The organism is Rhizobium sp. CB3090 (assembly GCF_029714285.1).
In the GTDB taxonomy this organism is placed as follows: domain Bacteria; phylum Pseudomonadota; class Alphaproteobacteria; order Rhizobiales; family Rhizobiaceae; genus Rhizobium.
On record NZ_CP121662.1, the window covers coordinates 565,536 to 579,803 of the forward strand.

The window sequence follows — 14,268 nt, forward strand, 5'->3', positions numbered from 1 at the left end:
AGAGAAAACTTGGAAAAATGCGTCAGTCGCCGGTCAATCGCATTCTGATCCTGTTGAAAACCGAGGGTCCGCAGCTCGCATCGACGATCGGCAGTGCGCTCGGCATATCGTCGGAAGCGGCGCGCCAGCAATTGACGAAGATGGGAGAGGAGGGCTTGGTTGAGCCGGTGACGGAAGCCGCATCGGGCAGGGGGCGGCCGCGGCAGTTCTGGCACCTGACGGCGGCCGGCAACCGCCAGTTTCCCGATGGCCATGCCGACCTGACGGCGACGCTTCTGACGACCATGGCCGAGCAGTTAGGGCAGAGTGCTGTCGATACGGTCATTTCCGCCCGCGAAACGGAGACGCTCAAGCGCTATCACAGCGAGATCGACCTTACCGCCGACCTGCCATCACGTGTCGCGACACTTGCCGCCATCCGCACGCGCGAGGGCTATATGGCGGATCATTGGCAGGAAGAGGACGGTTCGCTTGTACTGGTGGAGAACCACTGCCCGATCTGCGCTGCGGCGACCGTATGCGCCGGTTTCTGTCGGTCTGAACTCGAGACGTTTCGCGCGACACTTAGGGCAAGCGTGGAACGCGAGGAGCATATTCTTCTCGGCGCGCGCCGTTGCGCCTATCGGATTCGAGCGATCTGAAGCGAAATGACTATGTGGCTACCGTTGCCATAGATTCTTGAGCCGGTTGGCAATCCCCCGCTCACCGGCTATCACTGGTTATCTCGCAAATCAAAGAGCGCTTTTCCATCATGTCCAATCCCGTCTGTGTCGAAGTTACCCGTGGAAATCTCGTTGAAAGCCGCCATCGCGGTTCGGTCGCGGTCGTCGATGGCGATGGCAAGTTGGTGCTGTCGCTCGGCGACATCGAGAGTGGAGTGTTTCCGCGCTCAGCCTGCAAGGCGATGCAGGCTTTGCCGCTGGTTGAAAGCGGTGCCGCGGATGCCTATGGCTTCGGTAACATGGAATTGGCGCTGGCCTGCTCCTCGCACAGCGGTGAAGACGCGCATGTGGCACTGGCTGCTTCCATGCTCGCCCGCGCCGGCCGAGATGTCAGCACACTGGAATGCGGCGCACATTGGTCTTCCGATCAGAAGACGCTCATCCACCAGGCGCGGACAGTCGGAAAGCCGACGGCGCTGCACAACAATTGCTCCGGCAAGCATTCCGGCTTCGTTTGCGCCTGCTGCCATCAGGACATCGATCCCAAAGGCTATGTCGGCTACGGCCATCCGCTGCAGCAGCAGATCCGCGCGACGATGCAAAGCCTGACTGGAACGCCGCTTGGTCACGACAATTGCGGCACCGATGGTTGCTCGATCCCGAATTACGCTGTGCCGCTCAGAAGCCTGGCGCATGGCTTCGCCAAGATGGCAACCGGTAATGGCCTGGAACCGATACGTGCCAAGGCCTCGCGCCGCCTCTTCGAAGCCTGCATGGCCGAGCCCTTCTACGTTGCCGGCACCGGCCGCGCCTGCACCAAGCTCATGCAGATCGCCCCCGGCCGCATCTTCGCCAAGACCGGTGCCGAGGGCGTCTTCTGCGCTGCAATCCCTGAACAGGGCGTCGCGATTGCGGTCAAATGCGATGATGGCAGTGCCCGCGCCGCCGAAACCATGGTTGCAGCCGCGCTCGCCCGCTTCTTTGAAAAGGGCAGTGAGGTCCATGCCGATCTGACGGAGATGGCCAACAAGGCGATGAGCAACTGGAACGGCATCCATGTCGGCGATATCAGAGCGGCGGCCGCGCTGACGGCATAGAATACCGATCCCTGTTTATCCGGTGTCTCTTTATCACCTTGTCGGCAGATGCTGCCGCACGAGCCTGTACTCGTGCCAGATCAAGCCCATGACGACCAGGTCGAAAGCGGTCAGCACCAGAAGCCCGACGCTATGCGTGTCGATGAAACGGTAGAGCTGATAGGCGATAAAAAGCCCCAAAGCCGCCAAAGATGCCGGATATGCCCATAGCTTGCCCCTGAGAAGGCCGATGACGAGCAGCACTTTCACCAGACCGTGGCTCAGGAGATAGTAGGCGTAGAAGTTCTTGGTCGCGAGGGAGAAGTCGTGCGACCAGGCGAGAAGGTGAGTGGCGATGAAGTCTTTTGGATCTCCGATCAATTCCTCTTGGGTGAGCGCATTCACGAGATGAGCAACCGAGGCGGTACTCACCATCGCAAGCACTATTCCTCCAATACATTCGATGAGCGCATGGGCGCCCTTCAAGAGCACACTGATCTCAAAGAGCTGATGAATCCGGCGTTCATTCATGCTCGATCGCAATCCTTCCCAACAGCTTTGGATGAATGACCACATGGATCAAGCAATCACGCAATGGATCAATAGTTTCGCCGGCACAAGTCCGATGTTGGACCGGATCATGATCATGATAACGCAGTTCGGGGTTCCGCTTCTCATTTTGGCGGTTGTGCTGCAATGGTGGAGCGGGCGCGCCTCTCAAAGCCATGTGCGGCATACCTGTATTGTGGCGGGGTTGTCTTTTCTAGTCGGGCTAGGCGTCAATCAAATCATCCTGCTTTTCGTGCACCGGATTCGCCCCTATGATGCGGGTCTCACCCAACTGATTATCGATCGCTCTGCCGACTGGTCGTTTCCATCCGATCACGCGACCGCGACGTTCTCCATTGTTGCGGCTTTCCTGTTGTGTGGCCTGTGGCGGAGAGGAATGGCCTTCTTCGTTGTCGCTATGTTGATCTGTCTGTCCAGAATCTATGTCGGGACACACTATATCACCGACATTCTCGGCGGCATCGCGACTGCCATCGTTTCGGCGGCTGTCATAAACATGGCTTATCGCGAAGATTCGAAGCTGGACCGGTGGATCACCGGCCTGCTTTGAATGCATCTATCTCGCGGCCACTTCAGTCGCTGGCAGTGAAGATAGGAATCTGCGCGCTCCGATAGGGCGCCAGGTTTGCTTCCGTGATATCCGACGGCACGATCATGCCCGAAACCGCCGTGATGGGCAGAATATGGCATGGGGAGGCGGCATCCAGCTTTTCCTGGGTCACCATCACATAGGTTTCCGCCGAGCATTGCGCGATATGCCGCTTGATGGCCGCCTCCTCGAAATCGCCGGTCGAAAGGCCATGGACGGGGTGAGCAGCAGTGACGCCAAGGAAGAAGATATCCGGCCGCACCAGCGAGATTGCCGCCATTGCCGCCGCGCCCGTCGCCACCATCGAGTGCTTGTAGAGCTTGCCACCGATCAGGATCACGTCGGCTGTCGGATGATGTTCCAGCTCGGCCGCGATCGTCGGGCTATGCGTGACGACGGTGAAGGCAAAGCTCCTCGTAAGATGGCGGGCGATTTCCGCAGTCGTTGTTCCGCCGTCGAGAAACACCGTTCGTCTCGGTTGAACCATCCTCGCAGCAAAGGCACCGAGTTGCCGCTTCACATCCGGCGACACGCCTCTTCGTGCTGAGAAATCCGGTAGCTCCGGTGCGAGCGGCAGCGCGCCGCCGTGCACGCGTTTCAGCAATCCTTCCGCTGCCATTTCGCGCAGATCCCTGCGGATCGTGTCTTCGGACACGCCGAAATCATCTGCGATCCTCTTTGCGACCACCTGGCCGTCGCGCCGCAGTATATCGAGGATGAGCGTCTTTCTCTGGCCTGTAAGCATGCCTGTCTCTGCACGATAATTCATGAAATATCGTGAATTTATCAAAATGGAGTCGACATTCAAGAAATTTAACGCATATTCGTGCACATTCCTGCATGATGCAGAGAAGAGGAGATGTGACATGTTGATCTTGATTGCCGGACCCTATCGTTCGGGAACCGGAGACGATCCCCAAAAAATGGCGGAGAATCTCAAGCGGCTGGAAGAGCCGTCCTATGCGTTGTTCAAGGCAGGGCATCTGCCGATGATCGGCGAGTGGGTCGCCCTGCCGGTCTGGCACGCCGCCGGCGGGAAGCGCATCGGCGACGATCTCTACGAAGAGATATTCCACCCGACGGCAGGCCGATTGCTGCAATTATGCGAGGGCGTTCTCAGGCTTCCGGGTGAGTCCAAGGGAGCCGACAACGACGTCCGCATCGCCGGCGAACGCGGCATTCCCGTCTGGTATCGGCTGGAGGATGTGCCAGGTTGCGCATGACGGACTGGCCATCCAGCCCTTATGGTGTGGCGCTGACTCCTAGTCTGTGCACTCCCATAAGGGCGATGCGCCGGCTACATCCATCAAAAGCTTTCATAATCTATATCGGTGCCAGCCACTTCCGTATTTCCTCGGTCGCCGTTAACGTCAGATGAAATCGAGCGGAGGAAACGGATATGCTGAGTTTGTATTTCGCAGCGGGCAGTTGTGCGCTTGCCAGTCTGATAGCGCTTGAAGAGTCTGGTCTTGCTTACGAGCCGCGACGCCTCAATTTTGCCAACGGAGAACAACGTTCGCCGGACTATCTGGCGATCAATCCCAAAGGACGTGTTCCGGCGCTGGTGACCGACAGGGGTATCATTACGGAAAATGTGGCGATCCTCGCCTATATTGCGCAGATCGCACCGGCGGCCAGGTTGGCGCCGCTCGACGATCCTTTCGATTTTGCCCGCATGCAGGCCTTCAACAGCTATCTCGCCTCGACCGTGCACGTGAACCACGCTCACAAAGGGCGCGGCTATCGCTGGACCGACGATGCGGCGGCGATCGAAGCGATGAAGGCCAAGGTGCCGCAGAATATGGGCGAGTGTTTCGCACTGATCGAAGAGACGATGCTGGAAGGGCCGTGGGTGATGGGCGAGCAATATACTGTCGCCGACGGCTATCTCTTCACGCTGACAAACTGGCTGCCGGGCGATAGCGTCGATCCGAGCCGCTTTGAGAAGGTCAGCGCCCACCACGCCCGCATGCTGGAGCGCCCCGCCGTGCAAAGGGCCATCGCAGCCGAGCGGATTTGATCAACCGGCGGCGAAGGCGGCCCGCAATTTTTTCGGCGCCCGAAAACGCCAGGCCTCGATCAGCCGCAGTAGCAGCTCTTCGTCGCCGATGGCGGCGATACGCATTGGCAGCGCCGGCCAGCCGACATAGTGATCCGACTGAAAATAGATTTCCGGCGCCATCTCGATGAGCTGCTCCTTGCGGTCGATCGGCAGCGCCAGCACGATTGTCTCGTTGTTCTTTACCGTCACGAATGCCTTGCCGCCGACCTTGAAAGCCGGCAGGCCGTAATGCGTGCCGGGCTCGACGGCTGGCAGCGGCGCCTGGGCCATGAGCCGCTGCAGTCGTTCGACGATAGCGTCCATATCGATGTTCGACGTCATGTCTGCGCGAGTGGAGTAGGGTCTCTCTTACGCACATTCTTCCGGCTGAACGGTTCGCTTGTCCATAGGCCGCCCCAGATTTTCCGGCATGAGCGGCAGGTCCGCCAGTTCTTCCAGCGACATGGCCGCGAGCATGGGGTGCTGCAGCGGATCGCTTTCCTGTTCGCAATCCTCTTCCAGCAGCCGATTGAAGAAAAGCTTCAGTATCGACATGACATGCCTCCTCGCTCTTCCGCGACGATGCGCCTGTGGGGCATCAATCGACAGGACAGCGGCGGTTGTGGTTCAATGCCGCAATGATCGCGCGCACCGCGCAGCTTTTCAATTGAGAATGCCGGTACGCTGGTATAGGTATTCTATATGAAGAATCTCAACAGCGTTCATCTGAATGGCCTCCGGGCGCTGGAAGCCGTGGGCCGGCTGGGTTCGTTGCAAGCGGCTGCCGATGAGCTCGGCGTGACTATCGGCGCCGTCAGCCAGCAGGTGATCAAGGCCGAGGCGCAGTTGGGGCGGCCGGTTTTCGAGCGCACGCCGAAGGGCATGATGGTGACGGAGGCGGGTATCTCGGTTCTGGCGCGGCTCGGCGAGGGCTTTCAGGCATTGTCGGCGGCGGTGACCGCCGCGCAGCATCGCGATGACAATATTCTCACCATCTCGGTCGCGCCGGTCCTGGCGGCCCGCTGGCTGGTGCATCGGCTCGACCGCTTCGCCAAGCGCCATCCGGATATCCGGCTGCGTATCGATGCGACCATGCAGCTCATCAATCCGGCGACGTCGGATGTCGATATCGGGATCCGTGTGGGCGATGGCCAATGGGCAGATGTCCATTCCGAGCTATTGCTGGAGCAGGAGGTCTTCCCGGTAGTGACGCCGCAGATCGCCAGTCGATTGAAGGAGCCGGCCGATCTCCTGCAGGTCCCCGCCGTCATCGACGGCAGGGCTATGTTCACGTGGGAGGTCTGGCTGAGCAAGGCCGGCCTCTCGGGCAAATGCATGGAAGAGCGGCATGTCTTCAACGATGCCTCGCTTTGCCTCGACGCCGCCATGGCAGGCCAGGGCGTGATGCTCGCCTGGCAGACGCTGGCCGCCTATGCGCTGCAACAGAAATGCCTCGTCGATCCCTTCCGCATCCGTGCCAAAACCGGTTTCGGCCATTATTTCATTACGGCGGAAGGCGTGCGGGAAACCAAGAAAGTCACCGCCTTCAAGGCCTGGATGCGTGACGAGATGGAAGAGAGCATGAAGCTCTTTCGGTGATCTGCCTCACACCGGCTCCCTGCCGCGCGTCGCTTGCATCGCCTTATAGGCATCGCGTGACTGGCAGCGCTCGATCCAGGTCTTCACATTCGCATGGCTGTCGAACAATGCCTGTTCGGTCTGCACGTAGCGCAGCACCTCCGCGAGATTGAGGTCGGCGACGGTGAAGCGATCGCCCAGCAGGTAATCCTGGCCCGTCAGGTGCTTTTCCAGCACGTCCAACGGTCGCTTCAGAGATCGGCAGGCAACCGCGATCCCTGCCTTCCCGGCATCGGTGTTCTCCTGCGAGAGGTCGTAGATGCGCACCACGGCCACGGAGTAAGGCTCCACCTCCGTTGCTGCCCACATGGTCCACATGCCGAGCAGCCCCTCTTCCTCCACCGTCTTCCCGGATAGCGGTCCGCCATACTTGCGGGCGAGATAGAGATTGATGGCGAGCGATTCATGCAGGACGAGATCGCCGTCCTTGACGGCGGGGATCATGCCCATCGGATTCACAGCCAGGAATTCGGCCGACATCGTATTGACTGGCGCATCCGGGCTTAGCGGATTTTCGAGCCGGCTGGCCTGTATCACGGGCACGGATTGAAAGGGGATGCCAAGCTCCTCCGCCATCCAATAGTTGCGCGATGCGCGTGAGCGATAGACGCCGTAAATTGTCAGCATGGTCGGTCTCCAAAAATCGAGTCGAAGCGAGGTTATTGGCGGTTGTCGCCAAGCGGAAGAGGCTTCGGCTTATATCTGCAATGAAAGCTTTTGATGAGTGTACAGGATCAAGCACGAAAATATCCGCCGAGCCCTTCAATCTTTTCAAATCATGCCGGTTGCGCACCGCCTTCGTTCGGAAATTAGCAATGGTGCATGCTAACATCGATCCAGATTTTCGCCGATGCGGGCCGATGCGGTAGGAGGCATTCGGTGAGGATATTCTTACGCAATCGGTGACTGCGATCTCGGGAGGAGAGCAGATGCTAGCGACCAGCGTATCGCTTGACGACAAATATACAGCAGGCGAAGGCCGAGTCTTCATGACCGGACTGCAGACCCTCGTGCGTCTGCCGATGACCCAGATGCGTCGCGACCGCGCCGCCGGCCTTAACACCGCAGCCTTCATCTCCGGCTATCGCGGCTCGCCGCTCGGCGGCTACGATCAACAGCTTCTGAAAGCCAAGACCTATCTTGACGCATATGACGTCACCTTTCAGCCAGGCATCAACGAAGACCTTGCAGCCACAGCCATCTGGGGCACGCAACAAGTCGGTCTGTCGCCCGGCGTGCGCAAGGACGGCGTACTCGGCATCTGGTACGGCAAGGGCCCCGGTGTCGACCGTTCGGGCGATGTGCTGAAACACGGCAACGCCGCCGGCACGTCGAAGCATGGCGGCGTCCTCTGTTTCGCCGGCGACGATCACTCCGCCAAATCCTCCACGATCCCGCACCAGACCGATCATGATTTCATGTCGGCGGTCATTCCGGTCATCTATCCGTCTTCGATCCACGAATTCCTCGAATACGGCCTGCTTGGCATCGCCATGTCGCGCTATTCTGGCTGTTGGGTCGGCATGAAATTCATCGCCGATACCGTCGAGACGACAGCTGCCGTCGATCTCTCCGGCGAAAAGCGGCAATTCGTGTTGCCGACCGATTTCGAGTTGCCGCCCGGTGGCCTGAATCTGCGTTGGCCCGATCCGCCGCTGGTACAGGACGATCGTCTGCAAAACTACAAGGCCTATGCCGCCATCGCTTTTGCCCGCGCCAATCGCGTCGATGAAATCACCCATGATGTGCCCAATGCCCGCTTCGGCATCATCTCCTCCGGCAAGGCCTATGAGGACGTATTGCAGGCGCTGCGAGAACTGGAAATCGGACCCAGGGAAATGGCGGCGATCGGCCTGCGTATCCTGAAGGTCCGTATGCCCTGGCCGCTGGAGCCGGAGACCGTCCGGCATTTCTCCGAAGGGCTGGACGAGGTGCTCGTCGTCGAGGAACGCCGCGAGATTATCGAAAACCAGATCAAGCAGCAGCTCTTCAACTGGCGCACCGATGTCCGCCCGCGCATCGTCGGCAAATTCGACGAACACGACAAACCTTATCTCAGCCTGTCGGCGGCGCTGACGGTCGGCGCGGTGGCGAGAGCCATTGCCGGGCGCATCGTCAAGCTCGATCTCGATCCCTCCCTGCACGACCAGATCGCCGCCAAGCTCGCCTATCTCGCCGAGCGCGGTCAGATCAGCCGCACGCATATCGCGCCGTTGAACCGCACGCCGTTCTTCTGCTCCGGCTGTCCGCACAATACATCCACCCGCGTCCCCGAAGGCAGCCGCGCCATGGCCGGCATCGGCTGTCACTACATGGTCACCTGGATGGACCGAAACACCCAGACCTTCACGCAGATGGGCGGCGAGGGCGTGCCCTGGACGGCGATCGCCCGCTACACCGACGAGAAGCACATGTTCGTCAATCTCGGTGACGGCACCTACTTCCATTCCGGCATCCTCGCCATCCGCCAGTCCGTCGCCGCCAAGGTCAACGTCACCTATAAGCTGCTCTACAACGACGCCGTCGCCATGACCGGCGGCCAGTCGATCGATGGCCATCTGACGCCGCAGCTCTTGACCCGACAGTTGCACGGGGAGGGCGTTTCGCCGATCTATCTGCTCTCGGAAAATCCCGCGGCCTATTCGGCATCGGACCTGGCGCCCGGCGTCAACGTCCTGCATCGCGACAATATCGATCAGGTGATGCTGATCCTGCGCGAGACCGAGGGCTGCTCGGCCATCGTCTACGTGCAGACCTGCGCGGCCGAAAAGCGTCGTCGCCGGAGCCGCGGCCTTATGGAGGATCCGGCCAAGCGTGTCTTCATCAACCCGGCCGTCTGCGAAGGCTGCGGTGATTGTTCGGTGCAATCCAACTGTATTTCCGTAGAGCCGCTGGAGACGGAGTTCGGCCGCAAACGGCAGATCAACCAGTCGAGCTGCAACAAGGATTTCTCCTGCGTCAAAGGCTTCTGCCCCTCTTTCGTGACCGTGCATGGCGGCAAGCGCCGCAAGCGCGGGGCGTTGGAGCATTCGGACGCCGAGATCCCGATGCCCGAGGTCCCCGTCATCGGCGAGCGCCCCTGGAACATCGCGATTGCCGGCATTGGCGGCACGGGAATCCTGACCATCGGCGCCATTCTCGGCATGGCTGCCCATCTCGACGGCAAGGTGCCGATGATCCTCGACATGGCAGGGCTTGCACAGAAGGGCGGCGCTGTGATGAGCCACCTGCGCATTGGCTACAGTGAGGCCGATGTCACCTCATCACGCATCGTCAACGGCGGCGCCGACCTGCTGCTCGCTGCCGACGAGGTGGTCGGTGCCTCCAAGGATGCGATTACGCTTTGCGCCTCCAACCGCACGACGGCCATCGTCAATACCGGCCTGATGCCGGTCGCCGATTTCGTTCGCAACCGCGACTTCGATTTCAAGATCGGCTCGGTACAGCACACCATCGCCAAGACCGTCAGCGACAAATCCGTCTTCCTTGATTTCGCTCATGTGGCTAGCGAGGTCACCGGCGATGCCATGTCGACCAATATCCTTCTCACCGGCTTTGCCTGGCAGCGCGGCTTGCTACCGCTGTCGCTGGAAGCCATCGAGAAGGCGATCGAGCTCAACGGCGTGGCCGTCAAGGCCAGCCTCTCGGCCTTCTATTGGGGCCGACTGCTGGCGCATGATCCGCAGGCCGTTCAGGCGAAGATGACGGAGCCCGATGCCGGCAAGACGCTCGCGGAGATGAGCCTTGCTGAGCTGATCGCCCACCGCAAGACGCATCTGACCGTCTATCAGAACGCCGCGTTTGCCGATCGCTATGCCGCTTTCGTCCAGCGCGCCACAGCTGCGGCTGCGAGAGAGCGGCTTTCAGATAAGGTGCCCTTCGCCGTGGCCGCGACCTATGCGCGGGTGCTCGCCTATAAGGACGAATATGAGGTGGCGCGGCTATTGACCGATCCGGCCTTCGAAGCGCATTTGCGAGACGAGATGGAAGGCGACTTCAAGCTGGCCTTCAATCTCGCTCCGCCAATGCTAGGCGGAAAAGGCCCGAACGGCCGGCCGAAGAAACGGGAATTCGGCCCCTGGATATTGCCGCTACTGCGCAGGCTCGCACGGATGAAACGGCTGCGCGGTACTGTGTTCGATCCCTTCGGCTATATGCGGGAGCGCCGGCTGGAGCGCCGGTTGATCGGCGAATACGAGGTGATTGCCGACCGGGTCCTCAATGGCTTGCGTGCGGGCAATGAGACGGAGGCTCTTGCCATCCTGTCGTTGTTTGATGAAATCAGAGGCTTCGGGCCGATCAAGGAAGAGGCGGCCCGCAAGGTCTCGGCGCAGATTGCCGAGAAGCTGAAGAGCTATGAACTGGAGCAGAAGCTCCAGGTTCCCGCCGATGCGGCGTAATGGTTTCGAAGAGGGGCGAGGAGAGAGTATGAATCCAAAAGCCGCATAGCGGTTCTGGGTCATGTACTGGGAAAAGCGGAGGAGAAGGCAATGTTTGCAGGGGGATTGAACTTCGCGCTCGGGGAGGAGATCGAGGCGCTGCGCGAGAGCGTGCGCCGCTTTGCGGGGCAGCGCATAGCGCCGCTTGCCGACGAGTTCGACCGCAACAATGGGTTTCCGATGGAACTCTGGCGGGAAATGGGCGAGCTCGGACTGCTCGGCATCACCGCCGATGAAGCCTATGGCGGCGCGGGTCTCGGCTATGTTGCGCATGCGGTCGCGATGGAGGAGATCAGCCGCGCCTCGGCCTCTGTTGGTCTGAGCTACGGCGCCCATTCCAATCTCTGCGTCAACCAAATCAACCGCAACGGCACCGACGAGCAGAAGGTTCGTTACCTGCCCAAATTGATCTCTGGCGAGCATATCGGTGCGCTCGCCATGTCGGAACCCGGTTCCGGTTCCGACGTGGTGTCGATGAAGTTGCACGCCCAAAAACGCGGTGATCGCTATGTCTTGAACGGCAGCAAGATGTGGATCACCAATGGTCCGGATGCCGATGTGCTGGTCGTCTATGCCAAGACTTCGCCGGAGGCCGGCCCGCGCGGCATCACCGCTTTCCTGGTCGAGAAGGGTTTCGAGGGTTTCTCCGTGGGCCAGAAACTCGACAAGCTCGGCATGCGCGGATCCAGCACCTCGGAGCTGGTTTTTATCGATTGCGAGGTGCCGGCGGAGAATGTCTTGGGGCAGGTCGATGGCGGTGTTCGCGTGCTGATGTCCGGTCTCGACTACGAGCGCGTCGTCTTGTCGGGCGGCCCGCTGGGCATTATGGCCGCCTGCATGGATGTGGTGCTGCCTTATCTGCATGAACGCAGGCAGTTCGGCCAGCCGATCGGCGAATTCCAGCTCATGCAGGGCAAGCTTGCCGACATGTATGTGACCATGAACGCCGCGCGCGCCTATGTCTATGCCGTCGCAGCCGCCTGCGATCGCGGCGAAACGAACCGCAAGGACGCCGCAGGCTGCATTCTCTATGCTGCCGAGAAAGCGACTGCTATGGCGCTCGAATGCATCCAGGCCCTCGGCGGCAATGGCTACACAAACGACTACCCCGCCGGCCGGCTGCTGCGTGACGCCAAGCTTTACGAAATCGGCGCCGGCACCTCGGAAATCCGCCGCATGCTGATCGGGCGGGAGCTATTCGCCGAGACTGTCTGATTTTGAAATTTCACCCCCAATTTTCGGTGACACTGCATGACCGTCCTGAAATCCCAAGTCTCAACCCATTCGGACCGTTTCAGGGACAATCGCGCCGCGATGATGGAGGCAATCGGGCTGGCCGAGGCGGCCGCCTTGCGGGCGGCGGAAGGTGGCGGTGCGCAGGCGCGTGAGCGCCATGTCAGCCGTGGCAAGCTGCTGCCGCGTGACCGGGTGGCGAGGCTGATCGATCCGGCAACCCCCTTCCTTGAAATCGGCGCGACGGCGGCGCACGGCATGTATGGCGATGAGGCGCCGGGAGCGGGTTTGATCACTGGCATCGGCCGCGTTGCTGGCCGCGACTGCATGATCGTCTGTAATGACGCGACCGTGAAGGGCGGCACCTATTATCCGATCACGGTGAAGAAGCATTTGCGGGCGCAAGAGATTGCGGCGGAAAACAATCTTCCCTGCCTCTATCTGGTGGATTCCGGCGGCGCCAACCTGCCGAACCAGGACGAAGTCTTCCCAGACCGCGATCATTTCGGCCGCATCTTCTACAATCAGGCCAATATGTCGGCGGCGGGCATTCCGCAGATCGCCGTGGTGATGGGTTCGTGCACGGCGGGGGGCGCTTACGTGCCGGCTATGTCCGATGAGACTATCATCGTCGAAGGGCAGGGGACGATCTTTCTCGCTGGGCCGCCGCTAGTCAAAGCCGCGACCGGCGAGATGGTTTCTGCCGAAGATCTCGGCGGCGGCGATGTGCACACGCGTCTATCGGGCGTCGCCGATCATCTGGCGCGCGACGATGCCCATGCGCTTGCCTTGGCACGGCAGGCCGTTGCCAATCTCAACCGCCACAAACCGACGACGGTAGAGCTGCGCACACCGGAGCCGCCGCTTTACGATCCGGAAGATATTCTCGGCATCGTGCCCTCCGATTTGCGAACGCCCTACGATGTCCGTGAAATCATTGCCCGGATTATTGACGGCTCACGCTTTGACGAATTCAAAGCGCGCTATGGTGCCACATTGGTCTGCGGTTTTGCTCACATCCACGGCATCCCCGTCGGTATCATCGCCAACAATGGCGTGCTGTTTTCGGAATCGGCATTGAAGGGCGCGCATTTCGTCGAGCTTTGCTCGCAGCGCAAAATCCCTCTGGCCTTCCTGCAGAACATCACCGGCTTCATGGTCGGCCGGAAATACGAGACGGAAGGCATCGCCAAGCACGGGGCCAAGCTGGTGACGGCGGTGGCGACGACGAAAGTGCCGAAGATCACCATGCTGATCGGCGGCTCCTTCGGCGCCGGCAATTACGGTATGGCCGGCCGTGCCTATTCGCCGCGCTTCCTCTGGACCTGGCCCAATAGCCGCATCTCCGTCATGGGCGGAGAGCAGGCGGCCGGCGTGCTGGCGACAGTGCGCGGCGAGGCCCTAATGCGTGCTGGCAAGCCTTGGACGAAAGAAGAAGAAGCAGCCTTCAAGCAACCGACCTTGAAGATGTTCGAAATCCAGAGCCATCCGCTCTACGCCTCGGCGCGTCTCTGGGACGACGGCATCATCGACCCGCGTAAGAGCCGCGACGTGCTGGCTCTGTCGCTTTCCGCTGCGCTCAACGCGCCGATCGAAGACACGCGCTTCGGTCTGTTCCGGATGTGAGGAGATGGAGATGAAACGCGATATCGTCAATGCCATGAATGCACCGCAGCCACGCGGCGGCTATGCCCAGGCCGTCAAACTGGAGAACTTCGAGAAATTGCTGTTCGTTAGCGGCCAGATTCCAACGACCTCAGACGATGCGCTTCCCGAAGGTTTTCAGGCGCAGGCGCGTCAAGTCTGGCTCAATGTCGACGCCCAACTCAGGGCTGCGGGGATGAGCAAGGCTGACATCGTCAAAGTCACCACCTATCTCGCCGATCGTCACCACACACTAGAGAACCGCGAAATCCGCAGCGAATATCTGGGCGCACTTACGCCAGCGATGACGGTGGTGATAGCGGGCATTTTCGACACCGCATGGCTGCTCGAAGTCGAGGTTGTCGCCGCGCAATAG

Annotated in this window: 15 protein-coding genes; 10 read left to right on the forward strand and 5 right to left on the reverse strand. The window is 60.4% G+C overall.

What is annotated here, in order from left to right:
- The first annotated feature begins 17 nt into the window (after nt 1–17).
- Together QA646_RS02755 and QA646_RS02760 are read left to right on the forward strand one after the other, a co-directional pair.
- On the forward strand, nt 18–641 hold the full coding sequence (locus tag QA646_RS02755) for a MarR family transcriptional regulator (protein ID WP_283057444.1): 624 nt from the start codon (nt 18–20) through the stop codon (nt 639–641).
- 110 nt (nt 642–751) lie between these two features.
- Nucleotides 752–1,759: an asparaginase gene (locus tag QA646_RS02760; protein WP_283057445.1), complete on the forward strand. Its 1,008-nt coding sequence runs from the start codon at nt 752–754 to the stop codon at nt 1,757–1,759.
- Between the two features lie 33 nt (nt 1,760–1,792).
- On the opposite strand, the gene QA646_RS02765 is transcribed toward QA646_RS02760, so the two are convergent.
- Nucleotides 1,793–2,269 (reverse strand): DUF2127 domain-containing protein, encoded by a 477-nt coding sequence (locus tag QA646_RS02765; RefSeq protein WP_283057446.1) that lies wholly within the window; start codon nt 2,267–2,269, stop codon nt 1,793–1,795.
- Between QA646_RS02765 and QA646_RS02770 the strand changes: the two genes are divergently transcribed.
- Nucleotides 2,268–2,858, forward strand: coding sequence for a phosphatase PAP2 family protein (locus QA646_RS02770; protein WP_283057451.1), 591 nt, complete (start codon nt 2,268–2,270; stop codon nt 2,856–2,858). The two genes, QA646_RS02765 and QA646_RS02770, sit on opposite strands and share 2 nt — an antisense overlap.
- Nucleotides 2,859–2,880: 22 nt before the next feature.
- Here QA646_RS02770 and QA646_RS02775 read toward each other — a convergent pair whose 3' ends face one another.
- On the reverse strand, nt 2,881–3,642 hold the full coding sequence (locus tag QA646_RS02775) for a DeoR/GlpR family DNA-binding transcription regulator (protein ID WP_283058950.1): 762 nt from the start codon (nt 3,640–3,642) through the stop codon (nt 2,881–2,883).
- Nucleotides 3,643–3,763: 121 nt separating this feature from the next.
- Here QA646_RS02775 and QA646_RS02780 point away from each other — a divergent pair, with 121 nt between their 5' ends.
- Together QA646_RS02780 and QA646_RS02785 are read left to right on the forward strand one after the other, a co-directional pair.
- Nucleotides 3,764–4,120 carry a DUF4406 domain-containing protein gene (locus tag QA646_RS02780; protein ID WP_283057453.1) on the forward strand — a complete coding sequence of 119 codons (357 nt, stop codon included), beginning with the start codon at nt 3,764–3,766 and terminating at the stop codon, nt 4,118–4,120.
- 176 nt (nt 4,121–4,296) lie between these two features.
- On the forward strand, nt 4,297–4,917 hold the full coding sequence (locus QA646_RS02785; RefSeq protein ID WP_283057454.1) for a glutathione S-transferase N-terminal domain-containing protein: 621 nt from the start codon (nt 4,297–4,299) through the stop codon (nt 4,915–4,917).
- On the opposite strand, the gene QA646_RS02790 is transcribed toward QA646_RS02785, so the two are convergent.
- Nucleotides 4,918–5,280, reverse strand: a complete 363-nt coding sequence (locus QA646_RS02790; protein ID WP_283057456.1) for an MmcQ/YjbR family DNA-binding protein — start codon at nt 5,278–5,280, stop codon at nt 4,918–4,920.
- A gap of 27 nt (nt 5,281–5,307) precedes the next feature.
- Entirely contained in the window at nt 5,308–5,493 is a 186-nt protein-coding gene (locus tag QA646_RS02795) for a hypothetical protein (RefSeq protein ID WP_283057457.1), read from the reverse strand.
- Between the two features lie 147 nt (nt 5,494–5,640).
- On the opposite strand from QA646_RS02795, the gene QA646_RS02800 reads away from it, so the two are divergent.
- Entirely contained in the window at nt 5,641–6,537 is an 897-nt protein-coding gene (locus tag QA646_RS02800; protein ID WP_283057458.1) for a LysR substrate-binding domain-containing protein, read from the forward strand.
- Between the two features lie 6 nt (nt 6,538–6,543).
- Here the strand turns inward: QA646_RS02800 and QA646_RS02805 are convergent, their stop codons facing one another.
- Nucleotides 6,544–7,203 (reverse strand): glutathione S-transferase family protein, encoded by a 660-nt coding sequence (locus QA646_RS02805; RefSeq protein WP_283057459.1) that lies wholly within the window; start codon nt 7,201–7,203, stop codon nt 6,544–6,546.
- Nucleotides 7,204–7,505: 302 nt separating this feature from the next.
- Here QA646_RS02805 and QA646_RS02810 point away from each other — a divergent pair, with 302 nt between their 5' ends.
- From QA646_RS02810 to QA646_RS02825, 4 genes are all read left to right on the forward strand, one after another.
- A complete protein-coding gene (locus QA646_RS02810; RefSeq protein WP_283057460.1) occupies nt 7,506–10,976 on the forward strand; it encodes an indolepyruvate ferredoxin oxidoreductase family protein in 3,471 nt (1,156 codons plus the stop codon).
- 90 nt (nt 10,977–11,066) lie between these two features.
- Nucleotides 11,067–12,230 (forward strand): isovaleryl-CoA dehydrogenase, encoded by a 1,164-nt coding sequence (locus tag QA646_RS02815; RefSeq protein ID WP_283057461.1) that lies wholly within the window; start codon nt 11,067–11,069, stop codon nt 12,228–12,230.
- 36 nt (nt 12,231–12,266) lie between these two features.
- Entirely contained in the window at nt 12,267–13,874 is a 1,608-nt protein-coding gene (locus tag QA646_RS02820) for a carboxyl transferase domain-containing protein (protein WP_283057463.1), read from the forward strand.
- Between the two features lie 10 nt (nt 13,875–13,884).
- Nucleotides 13,885–14,268: a RidA family protein gene (locus QA646_RS02825; protein WP_283057464.1), complete on the forward strand. Its 384-nt coding sequence runs from the start codon at nt 13,885–13,887 to the stop codon at nt 14,266–14,268.

Coding starts and splice junctions, on each gene's coding strand:
- QA646_RS02755 (WP_283057444.1), top strand. CDS start 18: ATGCGTCAGTCGCCGGTCAATCGCATTCTGATCCTGTTGAAAACCGAG.
- QA646_RS02760 (WP_283057445.1), top strand. CDS start 752: ATGTCCAATCCCGTCTGTGTCGAAGTTACCCGTGGAAATCTCGTTGAA.
- QA646_RS02770 (WP_283057451.1), top strand. CDS start 2,268: ATGCTCGATCGCAATCCTTCCCAACAGCTTTGGATGAATGACCACATG.
- QA646_RS02765 (WP_283057446.1), bottom strand. CDS start 2,269: ATGAATGAACGCCGGATTCATCAGCTCTTTGAGATCAGTGTGCTCTTG.
- QA646_RS02775 (WP_283058950.1), bottom strand. CDS start 3,642: ATGCTTACAGGCCAGAGAAAGACGCTCATCCTCGATATACTGCGGCGC.
- QA646_RS02780 (WP_283057453.1), top strand. CDS start 3,764: ATGTTGATCTTGATTGCCGGACCCTATCGTTCGGGAACCGGAGACGAT.
- QA646_RS02785 (WP_283057454.1), top strand. CDS start 4,297: ATGCTGAGTTTGTATTTCGCAGCGGGCAGTTGTGCGCTTGCCAGTCTG.
- QA646_RS02790 (WP_283057456.1), bottom strand. CDS start 5,280: ATGACGTCGAACATCGATATGGACGCTATCGTCGAACGACTGCAGCGG.
- QA646_RS02795 (WP_283057457.1), bottom strand. CDS start 5,493: ATGTCGATACTGAAGCTTTTCTTCAATCGGCTGCTGGAAGAGGATTGC.
- QA646_RS02800 (WP_283057458.1), top strand. CDS start 5,641: ATGAAGAATCTCAACAGCGTTCATCTGAATGGCCTCCGGGCGCTGGAA.
- QA646_RS02805 (WP_283057459.1), bottom strand. CDS start 7,203: ATGCTGACAATTTACGGCGTCTATCGCTCACGCGCATCGCGCAACTAT.
- QA646_RS02810 (WP_283057460.1), top strand. CDS start 7,506: ATGCTAGCGACCAGCGTATCGCTTGACGACAAATATACAGCAGGCGAA.
- QA646_RS02815 (WP_283057461.1), top strand. CDS start 11,067: ATGTTTGCAGGGGGATTGAACTTCGCGCTCGGGGAGGAGATCGAGGCG.
- QA646_RS02820 (WP_283057463.1), top strand. CDS start 12,267: ATGACCGTCCTGAAATCCCAAGTCTCAACCCATTCGGACCGTTTCAGG.
- QA646_RS02825 (WP_283057464.1), top strand. CDS start 13,885: ATGAAACGCGATATCGTCAATGCCATGAATGCACCGCAGCCACGCGGC.